General features: G+C 67.5%; 21 protein-coding genes. 7 read left to right on the plus strand and 14 right to left on the minus strand.

Features of this window, described 5'->3' with window-relative positions:
- Positions 1–39: 39 nt before the first annotated feature.
- The gene (locus tag QFZ52_RS00225) at positions 40–942 is read right to left on the minus strand and encodes a LysR family transcriptional regulator (RefSeq protein WP_307495620.1); all 903 of its coding nucleotides are present in this window, start codon (positions 940–942) and stop codon (positions 40–42) included.
- A gap of 243 nt (positions 943–1,185) precedes the next feature.
- Between QFZ52_RS00225 and QFZ52_RS00230 the strand changes: the two genes are divergently transcribed.
- A complete protein-coding gene (locus QFZ52_RS00230; protein WP_307495622.1) occupies positions 1,186–4,743 on the plus strand; it encodes a bifunctional proline dehydrogenase/L-glutamate gamma-semialdehyde dehydrogenase in 3,558 nt (1,185 codons plus the stop codon).
- Positions 4,744–4,843: 100 nt separating this feature from the next.
- Here the strand turns inward: QFZ52_RS00230 and QFZ52_RS00235 are convergent, their stop codons facing one another.
- From QFZ52_RS00235 to QFZ52_RS00245, 3 genes are all read right to left on the minus strand, one after another.
- Positions 4,844–5,833, minus strand: coding sequence for an ABC transporter substrate-binding protein (locus tag QFZ52_RS00235; protein ID WP_307495623.1), 990 nt, complete (start codon positions 5,831–5,833; stop codon positions 4,844–4,846).
- Between the two features lie 255 nt (positions 5,834–6,088).
- Positions 6,089–6,901: a slipin family protein gene (locus tag QFZ52_RS00240; protein WP_307495624.1), complete on the minus strand. Its 813-nt coding sequence runs from the start codon at positions 6,899–6,901 to the stop codon at positions 6,089–6,091.
- Between the two features lie 99 nt (positions 6,902–7,000).
- Complete coding sequence (locus QFZ52_RS00245) at positions 7,001–7,726, minus strand: GAP family protein (RefSeq protein WP_307495626.1); 726 nt, start codon at positions 7,724–7,726, stop codon at positions 7,001–7,003.
- A gap of 96 nt (positions 7,727–7,822) precedes the next feature.
- Here QFZ52_RS00245 and QFZ52_RS00250 point away from each other — a divergent pair, with 96 nt between their 5' ends.
- Both QFZ52_RS00250 and QFZ52_RS00255 read left to right on the plus strand, forming a co-directional pair.
- Complete coding sequence (locus tag QFZ52_RS00250) at positions 7,823–8,419, plus strand: TetR/AcrR family transcriptional regulator (RefSeq protein ID WP_307495627.1); 597 nt, start codon at positions 7,823–7,825, stop codon at positions 8,417–8,419.
- 109 nt (positions 8,420–8,528) lie between these two features.
- Positions 8,529–9,515: an LLM class flavin-dependent oxidoreductase gene (locus QFZ52_RS00255; protein ID WP_307495628.1), complete on the plus strand. Its 987-nt coding sequence runs from the start codon at positions 8,529–8,531 to the stop codon at positions 9,513–9,515.
- A 74-nt stretch (positions 9,516–9,589) separates the two neighbouring features.
- On the opposite strand, the gene QFZ52_RS00260 is transcribed toward QFZ52_RS00255, so the two are convergent.
- Both QFZ52_RS00260 and QFZ52_RS00265 read right to left on the minus strand, forming a co-directional pair.
- Positions 9,590–10,858 carry an MFS transporter gene (locus tag QFZ52_RS00260; protein WP_307495629.1) on the minus strand — a complete coding sequence of 423 codons (1,269 nt, stop codon included), beginning with the start codon at positions 10,856–10,858 and terminating at the stop codon, positions 9,590–9,592.
- Entirely contained in the window at positions 10,851–11,990 is a 1,140-nt protein-coding gene (locus QFZ52_RS00265) for a radical SAM/SPASM domain-containing protein (RefSeq protein ID WP_307495630.1), read from the minus strand. Before QFZ52_RS00265 ends, QFZ52_RS00260 begins: the two co-directional genes overlap by 8 nt.
- 761 nt (positions 11,991–12,751) lie before the next feature.
- Here QFZ52_RS00265 and QFZ52_RS00270 point away from each other — a divergent pair.
- The gene (locus QFZ52_RS00270) at positions 12,752–13,027 is read left to right on the plus strand and encodes an acylphosphatase (protein ID WP_307495631.1); all 276 of its coding nucleotides are present in this window, start codon (positions 12,752–12,754) and stop codon (positions 13,025–13,027) included.
- Positions 13,028–13,057: 30 nt separating this feature from the next.
- Here the strand turns inward: QFZ52_RS00270 and QFZ52_RS00275 are convergent, their stop codons facing one another.
- A complete protein-coding gene (locus QFZ52_RS00275; protein ID WP_307495632.1) occupies positions 13,058–13,936 on the minus strand; it encodes a LysR family transcriptional regulator in 879 nt (292 codons plus the stop codon).
- 75 nt (positions 13,937–14,011) lie between these two features.
- On the opposite strand from QFZ52_RS00275, the gene QFZ52_RS00280 reads away from it, so the two are divergent.
- Positions 14,012–14,992, plus strand: a complete 981-nt coding sequence (locus QFZ52_RS00280; RefSeq protein WP_307495633.1) for an EamA family transporter — start codon at positions 14,012–14,014, stop codon at positions 14,990–14,992.
- Positions 14,993–15,112: 120 nt separating this feature from the next.
- Here the strand turns inward: QFZ52_RS00280 and QFZ52_RS00285 are convergent, their stop codons facing one another.
- Entirely contained in the window at positions 15,113–16,048 is a 936-nt protein-coding gene (locus QFZ52_RS00285) for an AEC family transporter (RefSeq protein WP_307495634.1), read from the minus strand.
- Positions 16,049–16,181: 133 nt separating this feature from the next.
- Between QFZ52_RS00285 and QFZ52_RS00290 the strand changes: the two genes are divergently transcribed.
- Positions 16,182–17,246, plus strand: coding sequence for a heparan-alpha-glucosaminide N-acetyltransferase domain-containing protein (locus QFZ52_RS00290; protein WP_307495635.1), 1,065 nt, complete (start codon positions 16,182–16,184; stop codon positions 17,244–17,246).
- Between the two features lie 88 nt (positions 17,247–17,334).
- Positions 17,335–18,663: an MFS transporter gene (locus tag QFZ52_RS00295; protein WP_307495636.1), complete on the plus strand. Its 1,329-nt coding sequence runs from the start codon at positions 17,335–17,337 to the stop codon at positions 18,661–18,663.
- A 56-nt stretch (positions 18,664–18,719) separates the two neighbouring features.
- Here QFZ52_RS00295 and QFZ52_RS00300 read toward each other — a convergent pair whose 3' ends face one another.
- The 6 genes from QFZ52_RS00300 to QFZ52_RS00325 form a co-directional block, all read right to left on the minus strand.
- Complete coding sequence (locus tag QFZ52_RS00300; RefSeq protein WP_307495637.1) at positions 18,720–19,478, minus strand: iron ABC transporter ATP-binding protein; 759 nt, start codon at positions 19,476–19,478, stop codon at positions 18,720–18,722.
- Positions 19,475–20,488 (minus strand): iron chelate uptake ABC transporter family permease subunit, encoded by a 1,014-nt coding sequence (locus tag QFZ52_RS00305; protein WP_307495638.1) that lies wholly within the window; start codon positions 20,486–20,488, stop codon positions 19,475–19,477. The genes QFZ52_RS00300 and QFZ52_RS00305 overlap by 4 nt, the downstream gene beginning before the upstream one ends.
- A complete protein-coding gene (locus tag QFZ52_RS00310; RefSeq protein WP_307495639.1) occupies positions 20,485–21,477 on the minus strand; it encodes an ABC transporter permease in 993 nt (330 codons plus the stop codon). Before QFZ52_RS00310 ends, QFZ52_RS00305 begins: the two co-directional genes overlap by 4 nt.
- 25 nt (positions 21,478–21,502) lie before the next feature.
- Positions 21,503–22,504, minus strand: coding sequence for an ABC transporter substrate-binding protein (locus tag QFZ52_RS00315; RefSeq protein WP_307495640.1), 1,002 nt, complete (start codon positions 22,502–22,504; stop codon positions 21,503–21,505).
- 201 nt (positions 22,505–22,705) lie between these two features.
- Positions 22,706–23,164 carry a hypothetical protein gene (locus QFZ52_RS00320; protein ID WP_307495641.1) on the minus strand — a complete coding sequence of 153 codons (459 nt, stop codon included), beginning with the start codon at positions 23,162–23,164 and terminating at the stop codon, positions 22,706–22,708.
- A 38-nt stretch (positions 23,165–23,202) separates the two neighbouring features.
- Positions 23,203–23,415 carry a hypothetical protein gene (locus tag QFZ52_RS00325; protein WP_307495642.1) on the minus strand — a complete coding sequence of 71 codons (213 nt, stop codon included), beginning with the start codon at positions 23,413–23,415 and terminating at the stop codon, positions 23,203–23,205.
- Positions 23,416–23,509 lie beyond the last annotated feature (94 nt).

Raw genomic sequence — 23,509 nt, forward strand, 5'->3', positions numbered from 1 at the left:
GCGCCCGGGAGCCGCCCGTCACCCCCTAGCCCGATGCCCTCACGCCCTCGCGGGGTCCAGCCTCCGGGCGGTCTCCTCGAGGGCGTCGCGCACGGCGGTGATGGCCGGGTGGCCCACGCTGGCGAGCCGGGCCGACGTGAACACGGTGCGCAGGGGAGCGCTGGGCAGATCGACCAGCCGCACGGAGGATTTGCTCCGGCCCACCCAGATCAGGTCGGGGAGAAGCGCCACCGCGTGCCCGGACTCCACCAGGCTGATGTGCGCCTGGAGGTCGGCGGTCTCGTACCGGACGTCGGGTTCGAACCCTGCGAGCCGGCAGGCCTGCTCCGCCCAGTGCCGGGTCGCGGCGCCCCGGGGTTCCATGACCCACGGCAGGTCCGCGGCGTCCGTGAGCTGCTGCAAGGTGTTCTCCGGCGGCACCGCGAGCCGGATCGCGTCCTCCACGAGGGGCTTGCGGTCCAGGCCGGGCAGATGGGGTGCGGCATGGTGCGGATACTGTTCCGCGACCACCAGATCGAAGCCATGCGCCCAGGTCTCGTGCAGGGCCGTCTCCGGTTCGTACTGGACCATTTCGATCCGCAGCGCCGGATGCTGTTCGGCCACGGCCTGGAGCGTCGCCGGGAGGAGGGCAAGCATCGCGCTCTGGAAGACGGCCATCCGCACGGTTCCTCGGATCTCGTCCTGGCTCGCGGCCACGGCGGCCTCGGCCCGTTCGAAGGCGTCCAGCAGCTCGCCCGTGTGCTCGGCCAGAAGCTGAGCCTGCGGGGTCAGCAGCACCCCGCGGCCGGACTTCCGCATGAGTTCCACGCCCACTTCCTTCTCCAGGAGGGCGAGCTGCTGGGACACCGAGGAAGGGCTGTACGCGAGGGCGTCGGCCACCCCGGCGAGCGTCCCGCGGATGCTCAGTTCGCGGAGCAGTCGGAGCCTGCGGATCTCCAGCATCAGGGCCTCATTTCGGGGGTGCCGGCGGCCCTCCGGAAGGGTCGCACTGATAGTTCACTAAAGCTGATCCATATCCTACAGAAAACATCACTTTTCCTAATTTTCCTTGAGGCGCATACTGATGATCAGATCGACCCGGCGGCCTGATTCACAGTCGAATCACGGGACGCCGATCACCCCCTCTCTCCGCTCCCGGTGACGCAACCCGGAACCGGCGGACAACACTGAAGTGCAAGGAGCGCCATGACCACCCCTGCTCGTGTCGAACTGCCGTCCGTGAGGCCACAGGACCTGGCCACGGAGGCCATCGCCCTGGTGCGCCGCTGGCTCGAGGAGGGCTCCCGGATCCCCGTGGACGCCTCCGCCGCTCAGCTGGCCGGCGTCCTCAAGGATCCCAACGGCCTGGCGTTCACCGTCGGGTTCGTGGACGGCGTCGTCCGCCCCGAGGACCTGAGCGTCGCCGCCCGCAACCTCAAGGCCCTCGCCCCCAAGGTTCCGGCCTTCCTCCCCTGGTACATGAAGTCCGCCGTCGCCCTGGGCGGCTCCCTCGCCCCGGTTCTGCCCGGCGTCGTCATCCCCGTGGCCCGCCGCGTGCTGCGCGAGATGGTCGGCCACCTGATCGTGGACGCGACGGACGCCAAGCTCGGCGCCTCGATCCAGAAGATCAAGAAGGACGGCATCCACCTCAACGTCAACCTCCTGGGCGAGGCGATCCTCGGCCAGAACGAGGCCTCCCGACGCCTCGAGGGCACCCGGAAGCTCCTGGCGCGCCCCGACGTCGACTACGTCTCCATCAAGGTCTCCTCCACGGTCGCCCCGCACAACCACTGGGCGTTCGATGAGGCCGTCGAGCACATCATCGAGAAGCTCGCGCCGCTGTACCGCCTGGCCGCGTCCTCCAGCCCCCGCAAGTTCATCAACCTGGACATGGAGGAGTACAAGGACCTGGACCTGACCATCGCGGTCTTCACCCAGCTCCTCGACCGCCCCGAGTTCAAGGACCTGGAAGCCGGCATCGTGCTTCAGGCGTACCTCCCGGACGCCCTGAGCGCCATGATCCGTCTCCAGGAGTGGTCGGCCGCCCGCACCGCCCAGGGCGGCGCCCCCATCAAGGTCCGCGTCGTGAAGGGCGCCAACCTGCCCATGGAGCAGGTCGACGCCGACTTGCACGGCTGGCCTCTGGCCACCTGGGGCAGCAAGCAGGACTCGGACACCTCCTACAAGGCCGTCCTCGACTACGCGCTGACCCCCGAGCACATCGCCAACGTCCGCATCGGCGTCGCCGGCCACAACCTCTTCGACGTGGCGCTCGCCCACCTGCTCGCCGAGGCACGCGGTGTGAAGCAGGGCCTCGAGTTCGAGATGCTGCTCGGCATGGCGACCGGCCAGGCCGAAGCCGTGAAGCGCACCGTCGGCTCGCTGCTGCTCTACACCCCCGTCGTGCACCCGGGCGAGTTCGACGTCGCCATCGCCTACCTGATCCGCCGCCTCGAAGAGGGTGCGAGCCAGGAGAACTTCATGTCCGCCGTCTTCGAGCTGGACAAGAACGAGGGCCTGTTCGAGCGCGAGAAGAACCGCTTCCTCGCCTCCCTGGAAGCACTCACGGACACCGTCCCCGGCCCGAACCGTGTGCAGGACCGCACCGCGTTCGACGCCGCGGCCCTGGCCGAGGAGGAGCTCTCCCGCGCCGCGCTCGGCACCGGCGAGGCCGGCTTCGGCGGCCCGACCCTCAGCTTCGACAACACTCCGGACACGGATCCGGACCTCCCGGCCAACCGCACCTGGGGCCGCGCCATCCTGGACCGCGTGCCCGGCACCGCCCTCGGCCTGGCGACCGCCGACTCCCACGTGCTGAACACCGCGGAAGAGCTCGACGCCGTGATCGCCACCGCCGTCGCGCGCGGCGCCGAGTGGGGCTCCCTCACCGGCGCCCAGCGTGCCGAGGTCCTGCACCGCGCCGGCGTGCGCCTGGAGGCCCGCCGCGCCGAGCTGCTCGAGGTCATGGCCGCCGAGTGCGGGAAGACCCTGGACCAGGGCGACCCCGAGGTCTCCGAGGCCATCGACTTCGCCCACTACTACGCCGAGCTCGCCAAGGACCTCGACCACGTGGACGGCGCCACCTTCGTGCCCTCCAAGCTGACCGTGGTCACCCCGCCGTGGAACTTCCCGGTCGCCATCCCGGCCGGCTCCACCCTCGCGTCGCTGGCCGCCGGCTCCGCCGTCGTCATCAAGCCCGCCAAGCAGGCCCGCCGCTCCGGCGCGGTCATGGTCGAGGCCCTCTGGGAGGCCTTCGACGAGGCCGGCATCGACCGCAGCGTGCTCCAGTACGTCCAGCTGGCCGACCGTGAGCTCGGCACCCGCCTGGTCTCCCACCCGGCCGTGGACCGCCTGATCCTGACCGGCGGCTACGAGACCGCCGAGCTGTTCCGCAGCTTCCGCAAGGACCTGCCGCTGCTGGCCGAGACGAGTGGCAAGAACGCCATCATCGTCACCCCGTCCGCAGACCTGGACCTCGCCGCGAAGGACGTCGTCCAGTCCGCGTTCGGCCACGCAGGCCAGAAGTGCTCCGCCGCCTCCCTGGTGGTCCTGGTGGGCTCCGTCGCCACGTCCCGCCGCTTCAACCAGCAGCTCGAGGACGCCGCGCGCTCCCTCAAGGTCGGCTACCCGGTGGACCCGCAGACCCAGATGGGCCCGGTCATCGAGCCGGCCCAGGGCAAGCTCCTGCGCGGCCTGACCACTCTCGGCGAGGGCGAGCAGTGGCTCCTCAAGCCGCAGAAGCTGGACGAGTCCGGCAAGCTGTGGAGCCCGGGCGTCCGCACCGGCGTCAAGCGCGGCAGCGAGTACCACAAGACCGAATACTTCGGCCCGATCCTCGGCGTCATGACCGCCGCCACCCTGGAGGAAGCCGTGGCGATCGTCAACGAGATCGACTACGGTCTGACCTCCGGCCTGCACTCCCTGGACCCGGCCGAGCTGGACTACTGGCTGCAGAACATCCAGGCCGGCAACCTGTACGTGAACCGCGGCATCACCGGTGCGATCGTGCGCCGTCAGCCGTTCGGCGGCTGGAAGAAGTCCGCAGTCGGCGCGGGTACCAAGGCCGGCGGCCCCAACTACCTGGTGGGCCTGGGTTCCTGGAAGGACGCCGAGGTGTCCGCCGCCGGCGCCCCGACCGCCGCGGCCCGTGGCCTCCTCGCGGCTGCCCGGTCCGCAGAGCTCGGCGCCGAGGACCTCGCGTGGCTCGAAGGCGCCCTCGCCTCCGACGCCGTCGCCTGGGGTTCCGAATTCGGCGCCGCTCGTGACGCCTCCGGCCTGACCGCCGAGCGCAACGTGTTCCGCTACCACGCCGTTCCGGCCACGATCCGCTTCGAGGCCGACGCTTCGGGCCGGGGTCTGGCGGAGCTGCTCCGCGTCGCCGCGGCCGCTGCAACCGCCTGGAGCGGACGCACTCCGGAGGGCACCGTGGTGAGCACCGCGGAGAAGCTGCCGGCCGCCGTCGTGCAGGCGCTGAGCGCTGCCGGCATGCCGGCCATCGTGGAGGACGACGCCGCGTGGGCCGCCCGCGTCGGCCGTCTCGCCGCGAAGAACGGTCCGGAGTCCTCGGTCCGCATCCGTCTGATCGGCGCCCCGGTGCTGCCGACCGCCGAGGCCGCCGACGGCAAGCCGGACGTCGCGATCTACGCGAACGACGTCGTCGCCGCGGGCCGTGTGGAGCTGCTGACCTTCCTCAAGGAACAGGCCGTCTCCATCACCGCGCACCGCTTCGGCACGCCGAACCACCTCTCGGACGCGCTGATCTGACAGCGCCTTCCCTCACGGCCGCGAAGTAACAGCTGACGCCCCTAAAACTCGGTTTTAGGGGCGTCAGCTGTATTCTCGCGGCTCGCGTCGTCAGTGGGGGCTACTTCTTCGGCAGGCCCGGCGGGTTCAGTTCGGAGGTGGGGATGCCCTCCTCCTTCAGGCCCCAGCGGTCCAGGATCTTGCCGTAGGTGCCGTCCTTGATGAGGTCGTTCAGGGCGGCCTGCGCGGCCTTGGCGAAGCCATTTCCCTTCTTGGTGCCGACCGCGATGTTCGCCTTCAGCGGCCAGCCGCCGTCGAGGAGCCCCACGAGCTTCGTCTGACCGTTCTTGGCCGCCTTGTAAGCGGCGGTCGCGTTGGGACCGAGGGTGAGGTCCGCGCGGCCGGACTGGAGGGCCAGCGAGGAGGCCGAGTCGTCGTCGTAGTACTGGAACTGGACGGGGGCCAGGCCGTTCTTCTTGTTCTCGGCGTCCCACGCCAGCAGGATCGACTCCTGGTTGGTGCCGGAGCCCACGATGATCTTCTTGCCCGCCACGTCGGCCGGCTTCTCGATCGAGCTGATGGAGCTGTTGCTCTTGGCGTAGAAGCCGAGCTTGTCGCTGCGGTAGCTGGCGAAGTCGAACTTCTCCTTGCGCTCCTCGGTCACGGTGACGTTGGAGATGACGGCCTCGTACTTGCCCGAGGCGACGCCGAGGGGCCAGTTCTCCCAGGTGGTGGGGACGACCTCCGCTTTGAGGCCGAGTTTCTCCGCGACGGCGAAGGCGATGTCCACCTCGTTGCCCACGGGGGTCTTGTCGTCGTTGGCGTAGACGGCCAGCGGCGCCGCGAAGGGGCTGACCGCGACGGTCAGCTTTCCATCCGCTTTCACGGCGTCCGGGACGAGGGCGGCGGCCGCGGGATCGGCGGTGACGGGGAAGCGGTCCTGCTGCGGCGTGAGGTTGAAGACCTTGCCGGAGACGGTGGCGGAAGGTGCCGGCGACGCGTCCTTGTTCCCGGCGGCGTTCGCGCCGGGGTCTGAGCAGGCGCTGAGCCCCACGGAAACGCTGGCGAGGAGGACGACGGCGGCCGCAGCGGTTGATCTTGCAGAGCTCATGATGACCTTTCGAAAGTAGAGCTGGTGCAGCAACTTTCACGGTCGCCGGGGTGCCCGGTCAAAGCCGTTCGACACGGTGCGAGACGCGCGGAAACACGGGGAATCACGGCGTCACCGAGCGTCGCACACGGGGTCACCGGGCGTGCGGAAAGGTCATCTGGAAGCGGGTGGTTCCGTGGAGTGGGTCCCTCCGTGACGGGCCTCCTCCCACAGGATTCCTCGCTCGGCCGGGCCCAGCCCGGTGAGGACGGACGCTCAGGCCACCTTGCCCGGGTTCGCCGGCGTGGAGGAGGCGGCCTGACCTTCCCGGGCCAGGAACGCGGAGAGTTCCCCGATCGTGCTCATGAGCGGCGCCGGGAAGACGACCGTGGTGTTCTTGTCCACGCCGATCTCCACCAGGCTCTGCAGATTGCGGAGCTGCAGCGCGAGAGGGTGGGCCATCATGGTGTCTGAGGCGTCGCCCAAGGCAGCGGCCGAGATGGCCTCGCCTTCGGCCGCGATGATCTTGGCTCTCTTCTCCCGCTCGGCCTCGGCTTGGCGGGCCATGGCGCGTTTCATGGCGTCCGGAAGCTGGATGTCCTTCAGCTCCACCAGGGTCACTTCCACGCCCCAATCGGTGGTGAGGACGTCGAGGATCTGACGGATGTCGTCATTGATCCTTTCCGTCTCGGAGAGGGTCTGGTCGAGAGTGTGCCGCCCCACCACGCGCCGCAGCGTGGTCTGGGCGATCTGATTGATGGCGGCCGCGACGTTCTCGATCGCCACCACGGATTTCACCGCATCCACCACGCGGTAATAGGCCACCGCGGAGACATCCACGCTGACGTTGTCCTGGGTGATGATGCCCTGGGACTGGATCGGCATGGTCACGATCCGCAGGCTCACCAGCGGCAGATGATCCACTACCGGGATGATGAGACGGAAGCCGGGCATGCGCACCCCGACCACCCGTCCGAGCCGGAACAGAACGCCCTGTTCGTACTGCCGGACGATGCGAATGGACGCCTTCGCCAGGATGATCAGCAGCACGATGACGACGCCCAGGACGATGAGAGCAACGGGGTCCATGGGGATCCCCTCCTTAGCTTACGAAGCCGTCCGGAAGCGCTTCTGCTCGGGGGAGCTCCTTCTTCCATTGTCTCTCCGATGGGGCAGAATGGCTCCGGCTCACGCCACCCAACCGAGCGCTTTGGCGGCGTGCACGGCGAGCAGGAACCCCACGATCCCGATGATCCAGAGCGTGGTGGAGCGAGCGCTGCGGGTGAGCCAGGCGTCGAGTCTCTTCAAGGGCGCCTCGACGAGCCGCCGCGCGAACAGCCGGCCCGCTGTCAGCACCAGCGCGGGCGCGATCATCACCAGGCAGTAGAGCGCCAGGACCAGCAGCGCCGTCGGCTGGTCCGCGGTCTGCGTCGTGATGATGCCGGTGGCCGCCAGATACGGCAGCATCGACGCGATCTCCACGACGACGGCGCTCACCGCCAGCCCCATGAGCGCGGCGGCCCCGCTGTCCTCACCCATGGCCTGGTCGCGCCAGCGCCGGAGCCGACCGGACTGCGCTCCGCGCTCGGCGGCGCGCGCCCGCGCGGCCTTGGTGTCCAGGGCGAAGCTGAGGACCAGCAGCGTCACGCCGAGAAGGAGCTGGAGGAATTGCGCCGGGGTGGAGTCGAGCAGGCCGGAGGCGTTCTTCAGCAGCAGACCGCCGCCCGTCATGAGGACGATCCCCACAGCAAAGTACGCGACCGCCACCGTTCCCAGATACAGCGCGATCCGTCCTGGGCGCATCCGCCCCGGCGCCATGAGCAGCCACACCGGCACCAGGAGGGTGCCGAAGCTGAGCGAATCCGTGAGGGCGAGGAGCAACAGTGCCCCCGCTGCTTCGCCGGGAATGATCATCGGGTCTCCTCGCTCGCTCTTCGTCAGGCGTTCTTCGGCATGGATTGGTACAGTCGTACTAACGTGACACTAGCACGAGCGTACTAGGATGATGGAGTGGGATACACGCCGCGCGAGGAGCGCAAAGCACGACTGGCCGAGGCGGTTTGGGAGATCGTCCTGGAACAGGGCATCAGCGCCGTGTCCGTCCGAACGGTTGCGGCCCGGGCCGGGGTGGCCGTCGGCTCCTTACGGCACCTTTTCCCGACGCAGTCCGAGCTGCTCGAGTTCTCCGCCGAACTCATGGTGGAGCGAGCCACGGAGCGGGTCTCGGCCCTGGTCCCGGGCGTGGATCTGGTGGACTATGTCCTCGCCGTCATCAGCGAACTCCTGCCCCTCACCCCGGACACCCGCCGCGAGTTCGAACTCAACATGGCCCTGATCGCGGAGACTCCGGGGAACCCCGGACTCGCCCGCGCCCGCGACGACGCTCACGCCCGCCTCCTGGACCTCTTCATCCGGCTGGCCGGTTTCCTGCGGGACGAGGACCCTTCCGGAGAGGGCACCCGGCACGACGGACGGCGCTTGCTCGCCCTCTGCGACGGCCTGGGCCTCCACTTGCTGCATCAGCCGGCCGACGCGGACACTGGATGGGCCGTCGTCCTGATCCGTGAGGAGCTCGACAGGATCCGGGGCGCCCGGCGGACGCCCTGAGCCGTCCTGCCCGGCGCGCGGCGCATCTCACAGGAATGCCCGGCCCCGCGCCGTCGTTGTCGCAGATGTGGCCGGTGATCCCGGCGCGGAACACCGATGAAAGGCAGTCATGTCCCTGAAGCTCTCCATCCTCGACCTCGCGACCATCGGACCCGGGCAGAGTGTGAAGGAGAGTCTGGATGGCAGCGTGGCCCTGGCGCAGCTCGCCGAGGACGCCGGATATGAGCGCGTCTGGTACGCCGAGCACCACAACATGGCCAGCATCGCGTCGTCGGCCACGAGCGTGCTGATCGCGCATGTCGCCGCCCACACGAAGACCATCCGCCTCGGCGCCGGCGGCGTCATGCTGCCGAACCACTCGCCGCTGACCATCGCGGAGCAGTTCGGCACCCTCGAATCCCTGCACCCCGGACGCATCGACCTCGGTCTGGGCCGCGCCCCCGGCAGCGACCAGAACACCATGCGGGCCCTCCGCCGTGACCCGATGGCGGCCGACACCTTCCCGCAGGACGTTCAGGAGCTCCAGGCCTTCCTCGGGGACAGCACCCTGATCCCGGGCGTCGAGGCCACCCCCGGCAAGGGCACGCACGTGCCGCTGTACATCCTCGGGTCCTCGCTCTTCGGCGCCAAGCTCGCCGCCGCACTTGGTCTGCCATATGCGTTCGCGTCCCATTTCGCCCCCGCCGCCCTGCAGGACGCGGTCCGCATCTACCGCGAGCAGTTCAAGCCTTCCGCACAGTTGGCCGAGCCGTATGTGATCGCCGGTGTGAACGTCGTGGCCGCGGACTCGACCGCGCAGGCCCAGGATCTCCTCCGCGACGCGCTCCGGCAGCGCGTGCAGACCTTCTTCGGCCGGGGTCACACCTTCACGGACGAGGAGGCCGATCTGGTGCTCGACGCCCCGCAGGGCCAGCACCTGCGGGAGATGGTCAAGTACTCCGCCGTGGGCGAGCCCGCAGCGGTTCTGGAGTACCTGGAGGGCTTCGCGAAGCACGCCGACGCCGACGAACTGATCGTCGCCCACCAGGCCCCGGGCACCGAGGCGAAGCTGCGCTCCGCCGAACTGCTGGGCCAGATCGCGCTCGGCCAGGGCTGAGCAGGGCTCAACCGCACCGGCGCTGGGCCGCACATTGCGATCGTCTGTCGTCATTCCCTGGTGGGAATGCCGCACTATGTCACGGCGAGAGAGCCTGCGAGTTCCCCATTTCGCAGGCTGCGTGAGGTGAGAGCGATCCCCGCTGTGGCGACCATGACGATGCCGCCTGCAATGAAGGCGGCAGCCATGAGGTGGGAGGTGAACAAGACGCCGGATAGAAGCTGCCCCGCCGGTTGCAGACAGAGACTTGCGAAGAGCAACAGGGACATCACTCGACCTCGCATGTCTTCACGAGAATTCCTCTGGAGGAACGAGATGTAGTAAACGTTCGCTGCTCCGTTGAGGATTCCACTGATCAGGAGGCAGGCCATGGCTGTCCAGAGGTCAACGAATGGCAGGATGGCGAGAAATGGGGCCTGGACGATGTCGAGCCACAGCACTGTTCGCACAGTGACGTTGATTCTCTTGGAGATCCGGGAGGAAAACGTGGCCCCCACGAGTGCGCCTGCTCCAAAAGCTGCAAAGAGAACTGCGATGCCGATGCTTCCACCCGCATTGTTTCCAAGGACGGGAAGGCCCACGGCCAACTGTCCCGCTGTCACGAGGTCAATGACGGCGTCCACGATGATCAATGTTCTGATCCACGGTGTCCGCCAGACGTACCGGACGCCGTCCACAATCTTGGAGAAGAGACCCTCTTGAGGATTGGCGTGCGGCGGCCCCGAGTCCATACGGCGTCGGCGCAACATGGTGGCACAGGTCGACACCGCTCCGGCGAGGTAGCCGGCGGCATTGACCATGATGACGAGAGACGGGCCGAAAAGCCCGGCCAGCGCGCCACCGACCAACCCACCTCCGAGCATGCTGGCGTTGGCGGAGAAAGCGATGAAACTGTTGGCGCGTTCCAAGTCGCTTTCCTGTAGCAGGGTAGGCGCCACGCTCCGCATCGCGGGCGAGAAGATGCCGGCCGATATGCCAGAAAGGAAGAGCACAGGAACCACTGACACAACAGGGGCTTGAACTGACACCAGAATCGCAACCACGAGGCTGAGCACCGTGGCGATGACATCACAGATGAGCAGCGTCCTCATGATCGGGTAGCGATCTGCGAGTCCGCCCCCAGCTAGGGTCCCGACGAGAACTCCAAGGGTGCCGGCCGCCGCGATCCACGATACGCCGATCGCGCCGTCGGGTGTGTGGAGTGCCCAGACTGAGAGCGCGATCGTTTGCATTGGCCCGCCAAGGACCGAGAGGAGCTGACCGGCCCAAACGATGTAGAACGAGCGCCAGTCCGACACGGTGGATGTCTCCCTGGGCGACCCGACTGGAGCAGTGTCAGGCAACTTCCCTCCTCAATCCATGGAGCCCGAGGGTATGGTCTACATGCTCGAAGAGCGAGTAGAGAGACTTGCAGTGCACCGACTTTCTCGAGAAGCCGTCAACTTCTGAGTAGCGATGTGTCACACGGCCACCTCCGCAAATCTCTAGGAATTTGCAACCGGAGCATTCCGCGGGAATCGATTTTTGCTGCTGATTGCAGTGGGCGAAGAACGAATGTTCGAGAAGGTCCTCAAAAGAGTGAGTGAAGATGTTCAAGCCGAGGTCCGTCATTCCATCAGCGCATGCCCGAAAGTTGTCAGTTGGCTGGATGGAACCATCGGTTTCGATCACCGCAACGTTGACTGGTGCTGATCCGAATTGGTCGCTGTATGAGGGAAGCCCGGATACGGCCCTGATGACGTCACGGAAGAATCCGATGTTGACTGTGCTGTTGTCTTCCTCGACCCATGCGTCGAAGATCTCCTTAAGCGTTTCGCCATGCGATCCGGCCGGTTGATCCTCAGGGAAGGGCTGCACATAGTTCGCCTCCGGAAGAACCAGGTTGATGTTGCGGATTCCCAGCGACCGGAGGTGGCGGTACGTCTGCTCACCGGACTCCGAAGGGTTGACCACGGAAATCGTTCCTACCGCCAAGCCCTTTGACTCCCACTGCTGGGCAGTCTTCAGGCCTCTCACCACACGGTCGTAAGACCCCCGGCCGGCATGGTCGACGCGCATGGAGTCGTGGACCTCTTTGGTGCCGTCAATGCTCACGCCCAGGAAAACCCGACGCTCCGCGAGCAGCTCTGCCCATTCCTCGGTCAGCGTCACGGCGTTGGTCGTGCATTTCCACACGACGTTGATACCTGCTTCTTGGATCGCATCGAATTCGGCCATCATGTAGCGGTAGTCGTCCTTGCTCTGGAGTAAGGGCTCCCCGCCATGCATCACTAGTTGGACCTCAAAGATGTTGTGAGCTAGGCAGTGCTCGATGATCTTCGGAACCATTGCGGCCAGGACCGCGCGAGACATGTGCTTCGGTCTTCCGGAAAAGCTCGTGTCCTGGCCGTTGTAGAAGTAGCAATAGGTGCAGTTCAGATTGCACCACTCGACGGTCTTGATGATGTAGGTGTCAATCCCCGTGTTTGATGCCATGCTTGCCTCCAGAGAAACTTGGGGTGCGCCAGATGGCGCACCCCAAGTTGTTCGCAGTCCCGACAGTTATCAGGGCTTGATCGGATCGGTGCTGAACGCCCAAGCCGTGATGACCTGATCATCAGCGGAGTTCATTGCCATTTCGAGAACAGACATATTTCTATCCCTTCATTTGTGGCTAAACATGCTGCCGGTTTTGCGGCGAACTTTGCCCGTCGCAAGCATTCTGATGGACCATTAGCGGCTCAACTGAGTGCCTGACATCACTTAAGCATGACTGGCGGCACGAGGTAAGGGAGTCAACAAATATTTCACTAACAAGTGGAGTTATTACGCTGTGACTTGCGTCTCTCGACTTCTTCCTTGAGTTTCCCTCCGCGCTTGTGTTGGTGGGTGAGCTGATAGGCCGGTCAGATGTGTGTGGACGGGTTGCGGATGGGATGAGTTCGACGCCCGTGCTGAGCACGTAGGAGAACCACGCTCTGGTGGTGGGTCGATAGTTGCGGATTGACCTTGGGCGGTCGATTCCTTCATCCGCGCGCCTCGGGCCTCCGGAGTGCGTGGGGAAGGGCGCCGAAGTCATCGCAATGGCGACGAGGAGAAGTGACCCTGGGATGTTGTGTTGAGTGAGACTTATTTTGGTGCGTGAGGTCATCGTGGCCACACCTTCGCCGACGAGCTGATTGTCGCCCACTTGGCGCCCGGGTACCGACCCAGGGCCGGGTCTCGCCAACGGCCGCCCAGCGGGTCATCATGAGGACATGGAGCGGATTCGACTGCTGATCACGGGACGGGTCCAGGCCGTGGGCTTCCGTTTCGCCCTGTGCCAGGCTGCCGAGGAGATCGGCGTGAGCGGCTGGGTGCGGAACCGTGCCGACGGCTCCGTCGAGGCTGAGGCCGAGGGGGACGGCAACCGCCTCGCCGACCTCGTGGCCTGGGCGCACCACGGGCCTCGCTGGGCCCGGGTCGATGCGGTCCGGTCCGAGCCGGTGCCGCCGGTCGGGGGAACCGGCGTCGACGTCCTGCCGGACGCGTGAAGCGCTGAGGCGCGCCGCCGCCGTCGTCGGTCAGGGCATGCGCAGTTCCGCGACGAGCTCCGTGAACGCGCGCGCCGCCGGACTCGGGTGCAGCCGGTCCCAGATGAGGATCTCGTGCCGCACGGTCTCCTCGAGGAGCGGCACCACGACGACGCCGGGCATCGCCGCCGCGTACCGGCTCGGCAGGAGCGCCACGGCGAGGCCGCTGACGATCAGTTCGCGGGTCAGGTCCATGGACCCGAGTTCGTAGGCCACCTGGCGTTCGACGCCGGCCCGCGCGAATGCCGCGTCGCTTTGTTTGCGCCCGGCGGAGGTGCGGGGGAAGTCGGCGAACGGCTCATCCGCGAGCTCGGCGAGGGAGAGCTTGTCCCGTGTGGCGAGGGGGTGCTTCGGGGCCAGGGTCGCGGCCAGGGTGTCCCGCGTCAGGACACGCTGCGCCACGCCCTCCACGCGCGTGCCGTCGAGCAGCCCCAGAAAGCCGATGTCCAGCGTCCCGGCCCGCACCTCCTCGATCATCTCCTCGCTGTTCGCGACCCGTGCCGCGAGCAGCAGTTCCGGAAAACGCGTGCGGCATTCCTTGAGCACGGTGGGGAGATCCACGGCCGTGACGGTCGGGATCACGCCGATCCGGAGAGTGCCCCGGACCACGCCCTGGGCCGCTGCCGCCTCGTTCCGGGCCCGGTCCGCGGCGTCGAGCGCGGCACGGGCGTGGGGGAGGAACGCCTCGCCGGCCTCCGTGAGCCGGACCTGGCGGCTGGAGCGCACGAACAACTGGACGCCGAGTTCGCGTTCCAAAGCCGCGACCTGGTGGCTCAGGGCCGACTGCACCACGAAGTTCCGGGCCGCGGCACGCGTGAAGCTCCCGGTCTCCGCGATGCCGACGACATACCGCATCTGCTGCAAGTCCATGCATCCAGAATATTCATGATTGGCATGAAATCCATGTGTTGGACTCATCAATGGGTTCGGGGTGAGGGTGGAGGCATGACCACTTCACCAGCTCTGGAAACTCCTGTCGGCCCCGGCGCGCCCGGCGCCGCCGCACCCGGCTCCGGTGCGCCCGGCGCCGCCGCACCTGTCCTGGCCACGCGGCGTCGTGCGCTGCCCCTGGCGCTCGTGACCGTGCTCGCGGCGCTGGCGCCGCTGTCCTGGGGCACCACTTACCTGGTGACCACTGACTTCCTGCCCGCCGGTCACCCGCTCTTCGCGGGGCTGGCCCGCGCGCTGCCGGCAGGGCTGGTGGCGCTCGCCCTCGGCCGTGCGCTGCCGCATGGCGTGTGGTGGTTCCGGGCGGCCGTCCTGGGGCTGCTGAACATCGGCTTCTTCTTCCCGCTCCTGTTCATCTCCGCCGCGCATCTGCCGGGTGGGGTGGCCGCGACGCTCGGCGCCGCACAGCCACTGCTCGTGGCCTTCCTCGCGGTCGCGGTGCTCCAGGAGAAGCTGGTGTTCTGGCGCCTTGCGTGGGCAGTGGTGGGCGCGGTCGGCGTGGGCTTCGTGGTCCTGGGCCGGTCCGCCGGGCTCGACGCCGTGGGCGTCCTTGCGGGTCTCGCGGGCACCGCTTCGATGGGCCTGGGCGTGGTGCTGACCAAGAAGTGGGGGCGTCCGGCAGGCGTTCGACCGCTCGCGATGGCCGGCTGGCAGCTGACCGCAGGCGGGCTGTTCCTCCTCCCGCTCACCCTGCTGGTGGAAGGCTTCCCGGCCGACGTCGGCCCCCCCGCCCTGGGCGGCTACCTCTGGCTGGGACTCGTCGGCGGACTGCTGGCGTACGCGCTGTGGTTCTGGGCGATCGGGAAGCTGCCGGTCACGCGGGCCTCGCTCCTCGGCTTCCTCTCGCCGCTCATGGCGGCCGGTCTGGGAGTCCTGGTGAAGGGCGAGACGTTCGGGCCGCTGCAGGTGGCCGGGCTGATCCTGGCCTTCGGGGCGATGCTGCTGGGACAACTGGGTGGGTGGCGACTCCGTCGCTGAGGAATTCCAGAACGTCAGGGCTTTCCCCGGCCCCGCGGACTTTCCCCGGCGCTGAAGACGGGAGGAATGTCCGTACGGCGGGGGAAAGCTGCTGCGGGGATCTGTCGAGCCCCCGGAACCTCAGTGCAGGAGTGCGGCGATCACGAGCATGGCCGGGACGGCGATGATCGTGGTGATCAGCACCGTGTCCTTCGCGATCGTCACGCCCTGCTGGTAGCGGTTCGCCGCGACGAACACGTTCTGCGCGGTGGGCAGTGCCCCGGCGATCGTGGCTGCGAACAGGGCATGGCCGTCGAGCCCCAGGATGAAGTGCGCCGCCAGGAATGCGAGCACCGGGTGCAGCAGCAGTTTGAAGGATGACGCCACCAGGATGTCCGTGCGGCGCCCGCTTGCTGCCGACAGCGGCCGGTTGCCGTTGAGGGACATGCCGAACGACATGAGCATCGCGGGGACGGCCGCGCCGCCGATGAAGTGGATCGGTTGCAGCACCAGATCGGGGAGCCGGAGGTGCAGCGCGGAGAGCGCCAGAGCGAGGGCCGACGCCACGATCACCGGGTTCCTGAGGATGATCAGGAGGAACTTGAGCACCGGGTTCTGCCGCGTGCTGCGACCGCCGAGAGTGGCGTCCAGCAGCATGAGGTTCAGCGGGTTGTAGAAGGCCAGCTGGAAGATCAACAGGGGAGCGACGTAGGAGGCGTCGCCGAGGACGTAGACCGCGATCGGGATGCCGAGGTTGGCGCTGTTCGCCTGGCTGGCGCTCATCGCGCCGATGATGCTCTCCGGGCTGTCGCGTTTCAGGAGGAGCTTGCTGACCAGGAGGTAGGCGATCCCGACGGCGGTGCCGCTGATGGCCGCCACCGCGAGCTGGGGTCCGAGCACATCCTCGAGGCGCGCCTTGGAAAGGGTCTCGAACAGCAAGGCCGGGCTCGCGACGAAGAAGGCCAGGCGGCTGAGGGTCTGGCCGGCGTTCGGGCCGAGGATCCCGCGTCGGCCGACGAACCAGCCCACCCCGATGATGGCCCAGACCACGAAGAAACCGGCGAGAACTCCCAACACGGTCCCCAGCCTAGCCCGCGGTCCAAACTGTGGACTATTTTGTCTCATTTATTGGGCGGCGATGGGTCGTCACGGGCGGTGTCGCCCCTGGACCGGGCCCTTAGGATGAAGGGGACCATGTCAGGGGGAACACATGACATCACCGTCTCAGCGCCTGCCCGTGCCCGATGTCCTGCGCGGAATCGCGATCATCGCCATGCTCATCGCCCATGCGGCGAGATTCCATCCCACCGCGCCCAAAGCGGTGGAGTTCGCGGTCGGCAACATCAGTGATCTCGCCTCGCCGCTGTTCGCCCTCGTCATGGGGATGTCCGCGCAGCTCACGTGGAACACAGCATCCCGGGCGGGACGCACATACCTTCAGCAGGTGCTGCGCGGGGTGATCCTGATCGCGCTCGGCCTCTGGATGGCGACGTGGGGCACCTGGGTCATGGTGGTGCTGGCCTACCTCGGGCTGATCCTGATCATCGGCGTGCCGCTGCTCCGTCTCCGGACCGTGTGGGTGGCCGCGGTGGCGCTCGTCGTGGTGCTGGCGAGCGACCCCCTCAATGCCTTCGCCCGGACTCAGACCTGGATCTACACCGCGGATCCGGTGACCCGCTTCTTCGCGGACATGGTGGCGCTCGGGGATTTGTACCGGCTGACGAATCTCCTGCCGTTCTTCCTGCTCGGCGGGCTCCTCATCCGGCACGGTCTGCGCCGCGGCCCGCTGCTGTGGGCCATGGCCGTCGCCGCGCCTCTCGCGTACGCGGCGCGACCTCTCGCCGAGAAGCTCATGGGGCGCGAGCTTCGCATCTCCGGCAGCTACGTCGACACCCTGCACGACGCCGGCCTGGTGCTCGCGGTGACCGTCGCCGTCGTGCTGCTGGCGACATCGTCCGGCGCGCTGCGGGCGGTGAGCGACCGCGTCTTCGCTCCCTTCAAGGTCTGGGGACGGCATGCCCTGAGTCTGTATCTGCTGCACGTTGGCTTGATCGCCTGGTGGGTCGTGACGCACGAGCGGGTGCTGCCGTCGCGCTTCGACCCGCTGGGCTGGGCGATGGTGGTCGTCCTGCCGTTGGTGCTGTCCTGGTGCTGGGACCGCTGGGTCGGCACCGGGCCGGTGGAGTGGCTGATGGGCCGCGTGACCCTCCGCCCGAAGCCACTCCGCCCGGCCGCGAGCCGCACGGGCGCCCCGGAGAACGCGACCGCCCGCTGACGCCTGGCGAACCCGTCCGCTGACGCCGGACCGGGCCCGCCGCCCGGTATGACTTTGCCCAGCGAGCTTCGGCCCGTAGCTTGACCCTGTGACCTCCGTTCCTGCAGCGCAGACCTTCACCACGCCGGCCCTTTCCACGCCGTCCGTGTCCACCGCACGCCTCCTGAGCGCGCGCCGGTGGATGACCGCCGGGCTGGTCGTCTCGATTCTCGGAACCCGCCTCGTCGAGGGTGGGTCCGATGGTCTCGTGGCTCTGGGTGTGCTGCCGCTTCTATGGGTCTCGGTCCTGACCACCTTCGGCGAACTGGTGTCCTTCGCGTCGCCGCTCATCGCCCGGCTGACCGCCCGTTTCAGCCCGGCCCGCGTCCTGGTGGCCTCCGACCTCGCGGAGGCGCTGCTCAGCGGTGCCGCGCTGGTGGCACTGCTGACTGTTCCGGGCGGGACCATGCCGGTCCTCATCGTGTACCTCCTGCTCGCCGCCGTGTTCCCGGCCGTGACGGACGTGGTCGAGGAGTTCTACGGGCAGCAGCTCGCTCAGGTCGATGTGAAGCAGGCCCTGACCTTCAACGCTTCTGTGTACTCCGCGCTCGCGTTCGTCGGGATCGTCATCGCGATGCCGCTGGGCAATCTCCTCGCCGGGGTGTCGATCACCGTGCTGATCGCGGGGAACCTGGTCCTGTCGGCGCTGGGCACGCTGCTGCGTCTGGTGAGTTCCCGCACGGTGGTGACGTCACCGGCGATCGATCAGGATCTCGAGGATTTCGGCGTGCTGGGGGAGCGGATGACCGCTCGTGCCTTCCTGCGGGATCTGTGGGCCACGGGGGCGGCGTCGCCGCTGTTCAGTTTCCTGCTGCAGGTCGGCGGGACCATCGGAGGGGTCTTCGTCTACCTCGCCATCGCGCAGAGGGCGCCGGTCGATCCGTCCGTCGCCCTGGCCTCGGTGATCGCGATGTTCGGCATCGGTGCGACCATCGGGCCGTGGGTCGGCCGGGCCCTCAGCTCGCGCGGCGACATCAGACGGTTCGTGTGGCTCGTGCTGGCGGCGACCGTGGCGTTCCTGCTCGTCGTCGCGGGTCTGCTGAGCGTGGTCGACGCGGCCGCCGCGTGGTGGACCGGCCTGGCGTATGCGCTGGTGCTCGGAATCCTGTCGCGCACCCGGGCGGTCCTGACCACCACCCTCCGACAGCAGGACTACCGCGGCGCCCGGTTCGCCCGGATCATGAGCTGGTCCTTCGCTGCCACGGCACTCGGCGCGGTGGCGGGAAGCTGGCTCGCGCTGGGGCTCAAACCCACGCAGTACCCGTCGCTCGCACTGCTCGTCCAGGCCGGGTTCATCGTCCTCGCACTGGTGCTGCTCGCGGTGCGGGCGCCGACGGACGCGGCCTCGGAGAGCGCGCCCGCTGAACCCGCCCGCTGACGGCGCCCAGGGCCACGGCCCACCACGCGCGCAAGCCGAGCAAGCCGACACAGCCCTCAGTGCGTGTAGACCGCCGTCGGGTAGCAGCCGATCGTGTGGACGGTGACCGGGGTGTCGAAGACACTGGTCAGGACCTCGGCGGTCATGGTCTCCTCGACGGTCCCTTCGTGCACCAGCAGCCCGTCCCTGAGCGCGACGATCCGGTCCGAGTAGGCCGCCGCGAAGTTCACGTCGTGGATGACGAGCACCACGGTCTTGCCCAGCTCGTCAGCGGCGCGGCGGAGCTGCTTCATCATGAGGACCGAGTGCTTCATGTCGAGATTGTTGAGCGGCTCATCCAGCAGGATGTAGTCCGTGTCCTGGGCCAGCACCATCGCCACGAACGCCCGCTGCCGCTGCCCGCCGGAGAGCTGATCCAGGAAGCGGTCCTGCAAAGCGGTCAGGTTCAGGAACTCGAGCGCGGACTCGACGGCGGCCACGCACTCCGCGGTCAGCCGTCCGCGGGAATGCGGGAACCGCCCGAGCGCCACGAGGTCCCGCACCGTCAGCCGGGCCGAGAGGTGATTCTCCTGCCGCAGGATGGCGACCTTCCGGGCCAGCTCGGCGCTCTTCGCCCGGCGCACGTCCAGCCCTCCGATCGACACGGAGCCCGCATCCGCCTCGATGAGGCGGCCCATGATGGTCAGGAGCGTGGATTTCCCGGCGCCGTTCGGCCCGATCAGGCTCGTGATGCCGCCCTCCGGGATGGTGGCGGTGACCGGCCCGAGGACCCGGGTCTCGCCGTAGTTCTTGGTCACATCCGAAAAAGAGATCACACTCTGCCCTTCCGCAGGAGCAGCACCAGGAACAGGATGCCGCCCAGGAATTCGATGATGACGGTCAGGAAACCCGCCGCGTAGAAGACGTGCTGCATGATGAACTGCCCCACCACCAGGGTGAGCAGACCCAGCAGGAACGCCATGGGCATCACATAGCGATGCTGGTGACTGCCGGTCACCTGATAGGCGAGCGTGGCGACCACGAAGCCGAAGAACGTCATGGGGCCCACCAGCGCGGTGGAGAACGCCACCATCACCGCCACGAGCACCAGCATGAGCGTCAGTTCGCGCTTGTGGTCGACGCCGAGACTCTGGGCGCTGTCGCGGCCCAGCAGCAGCACGTCGAGCCGGTACCGCCGCTGCCACAGGATCACACCGACCACCGCGCAGACGGCGAACGCCACGGGCAGATGGGAGACATTGACGTCGCCCATCCGGCCGAACAGTCTGGCGGACAGGAGGTCGTAATCGGTGGGGTTCAGCATGCGCTGCACGAACACGGCGATCGAGTCGAACGCCAGCCCGAACACCACCCCGACCAGCAGCAGGATGTAGAGGCTCCCGTTGCGGCCGGAGAACAGCCAGCGGTACAGGATCGTCGCGAACACCACCATGAGCGCGGTCTGCGCCAGGACCTTCCCGATCCCTTCCTGCTGCGCGACCGCCGCTCCGCCGAACACGAACACCATGAGCGTCTGGGACAGCGTGTACATGGAGTCCAGGCCCATGATGGAGGGCGTCAGGATCCTGTTGCCGGTGACCGTGTGGAACACCACCGTGCCCACACCCTGGGTGAACGCGGCGATCACCATCGCCGCGAGCATCGACAGCCGCGCGTCCAGCGCGAACCAGAACGCGCCCCGGATGAACAGGAACAGGAAGCCGACGACGGCGAGCAGCACCGCCGCCGTCGTGAGCAGGATGCGCGCGCGGGGACTCAGCGGCGCTCGCCGGGGCCGCGGCTCGGCAGCCCGCGCTGTGGTGACGGGGGAGACGGTCGTGGTCATGCGCGCTCCCTCGACAGCGACGGGCCCGCTGCGGACGCCCGTTGGGTCCGCAGCAGGATGATGATGAAGGCGACCGCGCCCAGCGCGCCGAGGATCACCGAGGCGGGGATCTCCATGGGCGCCACCACCACGCGGCCGAGCAGATCGCAGGCGAGCAGCAGCGCGACACCCGTGGCCACGACCCACGGCAGGTTCCGCCGCAGGTCATCGCCCAGGATCATGGACACCATGTTCGGCACGATCAGGCCGAGGAAGGGGATGAACCCCACCACCACGCTGGTCACACCCGTCGCCAGGGCCACCATGATGACGCCCAGGAACACGACCCGGCGGTAATTCAGCCCGAGCCCGGTCGCCATGTCCTGGCCGAGGCTCGCGACCGTGAAGCGGTCCGCCACCAGGAACGCGGCCACCGCGATCCCGGCCACGATCCAGAGCGGTTCGTAGAAGCCCTGCACGATCCCGCTGAAACCGCCGGATCGCCAGGCCGTGAGGGCCTGCATGAGGTTGAAGGTCCCGGCGAGGAACGTCGTGGCGGCGCCGACCACGGCGCCGAGCATGATGCCCACCAGCGGGACCACCACGGAGGACCGCACGCGGACCCGGTCCAGCACGGCGAGGAACAGCCACGTCCCCAGGAAGGCGAAACCGGTGGCCACCACCATCTTCACCATCGGGGTTGCTTCGGGGGCCATCAGCAGGATGACCAGCATGCCCAGCCCGGCCCATTGGCTGGTGCCGGCGGTGCTGGGCTCCACGAACTTGTTCTGCGTGATGAGCTGCATGATCACCCCGGAGATGCTCATGGCGGCCGCGGCGAACACGAGCGCGAGCGTGCGGGGCACCCGGGAGAGCCAGAACATCTCCTGGGCGGCGGGGTCGCTGAAGAGCTTGTCGAAAGAGATGTCATAGCCGCCCACCAGGAGGGAGACGAGCAACAGGATGGCGACGGCGGCTGCCGTCGCCATCCTGAAGAGGCGCGAGGTCACGGTGCGGTGCTGCCCGGGCTGAGGGCTACTTGGCCGCGCCGGACTTGGCGGTGAAGTCCTTGGCGATGGTCTTGAAGACGTCGGTGTAGGCCTGGATGCCTTCGGTCAGGTAGAAGTCGGAGGGCATGTAGACGATCTGGTCCTTGGCGTAGAACGGCACGTCCTTCCAGACCTTGCCGAGACCTTCGACGACGGCCTTGGCCGGCTTGAACTCCTTGCCCTCCTCGGTGACGGCCGCATCGCGGTCCATCACGATCATCCACTCGGGCTTGGCGGCCGCGACGGTTTCGGGGGAGAGACCGGAGTTGTTGTGCACGGAGTCGGACTTCAGCTTCGCGTCGTCCTGGGCGAAGACGTCCTTGAGGTTCACGCCCTCAAGGATGCGGCCGATGCGGCCCGCGCCGTTGTCGATCTTGCCACCGGAGGAGTTGGCGAGGAAGACGGTCTGGCCGTTGGTGGCCTTCTTGGCGTCGGCGATGGCGGCGTCGAGGTCGGCGACGATCTTCTTCGCCTCCTCCTTCTTGTCGAAGATGTCGCCGAGCGTGAGGGTCTGCTTCTTCAGGCCTTCGAGGTAGCTGGAACCCTTCTCGTCGCTCGGGGCGATGTCCACCACGGGGGCGATCTTGCTCAGCTTCTCCGTCTGGCTCGCGAAGCGGTAGCCGCCGATGATCAGATCGGGCTGTGCCTCGCTGATGTCCTCCATCTTCGGCTCACGGTGGCTGCCCGCGTCCTTGATGTTCGCATTGTTGATCCAGTCCTGGTAACCGTCCTTGGGCAGGAGCGGCTTGGGGATCGCGACGGGCTCGACGCCGAGGGCCTTGATGGTGGCCATGGACGTGTTGTCGAGGGCGGCCACGCGGGCCGGCTTGGTCTTGACCTCCATGGAACCGGTGTTGGTCTGGATGGTGATGGTGGAGCTCGCGTTCTCCGCGGCCTGGGTGTCACCGGATTGCCCGCAGGCGGTGATTCCGAAGAGTGCTGCGGCGACGGCGGTGCCGGCGGCCAGGGTCTTGAAACGCGAGGTCATGCTTCCTCCAGAGGTGCGGGTGAAATAGCAAATAAAAACGTGTCGTTATTTGCCGAAAACACACGCTATAGGAAGGTAAGCCTTACCTCAACTTAAGTGACCGGCGTCATGAGGATGTGACGGCTCGGCGAACCGGGCGATGACGTGCACTTGATACCGCTTGGGCTCGGTCGGATGCCACGGCCCGACGTCGTGGGCGTTTCAGATGGCGTGTGGCGCTCGGATGACGATCGCCGTGATCTTCCAGTGCTGCCTGACCTTGGCCAGGTGGACGGATTGCACCCGTGCCGCGTGGGCGCCGTCGTCGTATGCCGCGTCGCCGGCGCACCAGATGCGGGCGAGGTCGTCGGTGATGTCGGTGCGCCCCAGGCGCAGCGAGCTGCGGTCCGCGGGTATGACCGTCTGGAGGAATTCCCGGCAGAAGGCCGTGTTGAGTTCATCGACCCCGTCGGTCCGATGAGTTTGACTTCCGAGGCGCACCAGCACGGCTTCGGGGAGTGAGATGCTCCCGAGCAGCCGGTGATGCCGGGGGAGCGGCAGGCCCGGGAGGTAGGCCTCGATCAGGCGCTCGCGGACGGTCGCGATCGACGCGCTGTCCGTTGCTGGAGCAGCCTCGTGAGGTGACCAGGGGCCGCACTGGAGTGGAGCTTCGCGGGTCACGGTTCCCCCTTGGTGCGTTGCTGTGATCTTGACGGTTCTCAGGGGCGCTGCTGAGTGCGGGGGCGCGACGGCGCGGGTTCCTTTCGGAACAGCGGGGCCAGCCCGATGCCGATGAAGCTGATGAGTGAGACCGCGCCCACCATCAGCCCGATCGCGAAAAGCCAGCTCGTGACGTCGTTCAGGATGTCCCCACCCATGATGTTCCCTCCCGTCGTGCCGGCGATCCCGCCGTCGTCCGTGTTCGAGCGCATTTCGTCGGCACCCCAGAAGTGTCCGACATCTGCATATGCAAGCTATATCACGCCTCCGACCTCGGGCGATACGTCTTCGATGCCGAAAGGGATT

The organism is Arthrobacter woluwensis (assembly GCF_030816155.1).
GTDB lineage: Bacteria > Actinomycetota > Actinomycetes > Actinomycetales > Micrococcaceae > Arthrobacter_E > Arthrobacter_E woluwensis_A.

Excerpts from the sequence above, each read along its gene's own strand:
- QFZ52_RS00315 (WP_307495640.1), bottom strand. The coding sequence starts at position 22,504 with ATGACCTCGCGTTTCAAGACCCTGGCCGCCGGCACCGCCGTCGCCGCA.
- QFZ52_RS00230 (WP_307495622.1), top strand. The coding sequence starts at position 1,186 with ATGACCACCCCTGCTCGTGTCGAACTGCCGTCCGTGAGGCCACAGGAC.
- QFZ52_RS00305 (WP_307495638.1), bottom strand. The coding sequence starts at position 20,488 with ATGACCACGACCGTCTCCCCCGTCACCACAGCGCGGGCTGCCGAGCCG.
- QFZ52_RS00290 (WP_307495635.1), top strand. The coding sequence starts at position 16,182 with ATGACATCACCGTCTCAGCGCCTGCCCGTGCCCGATGTCCTGCGCGGA.
- QFZ52_RS00325 (WP_307495642.1), bottom strand. The coding sequence starts at position 23,415 with ATGCGCTCGAACACGGACGACGGCGGGATCGCCGGCACGACGGGAGGG.
- QFZ52_RS00235 (WP_307495623.1), bottom strand. The coding sequence starts at position 5,833 with ATGAGCTCTGCAAGATCAACCGCTGCGGCCGCCGTCGTCCTCCTCGCC.
- QFZ52_RS00225 (WP_307495620.1), bottom strand. The coding sequence starts at position 942 with ATGCTGGAGATCCGCAGGCTCCGACTGCTCCGCGAACTGAGCATCCGC.
- QFZ52_RS00245 (WP_307495626.1), bottom strand. The coding sequence starts at position 7,726 with ATGATCATTCCCGGCGAAGCAGCGGGGGCACTGTTGCTCCTCGCCCTC.
- QFZ52_RS00270 (WP_307495631.1), top strand. The coding sequence starts at position 12,752 with ATGGAGCGGATTCGACTGCTGATCACGGGACGGGTCCAGGCCGTGGGC.
- QFZ52_RS00255 (WP_307495628.1), top strand. The coding sequence starts at position 8,529 with ATGTCCCTGAAGCTCTCCATCCTCGACCTCGCGACCATCGGACCCGGG.
- QFZ52_RS00275 (WP_307495632.1), bottom strand. The coding sequence starts at position 13,936 with ATGGACTTGCAGCAGATGCGGTATGTCGTCGGCATCGCGGAGACCGGG.
- QFZ52_RS00240 (WP_307495624.1), bottom strand. The coding sequence starts at position 6,901 with ATGGACCCCGTTGCTCTCATCGTCCTGGGCGTCGTCATCGTGCTGCTG.
- QFZ52_RS00280 (WP_307495633.1), top strand. The coding sequence starts at position 14,012 with ATGACCACTTCACCAGCTCTGGAAACTCCTGTCGGCCCCGGCGCGCCC.
- QFZ52_RS00265 (WP_307495630.1), bottom strand. The coding sequence starts at position 11,990 with ATGGCATCAAACACGGGGATTGACACCTACATCATCAAGACCGTCGAG.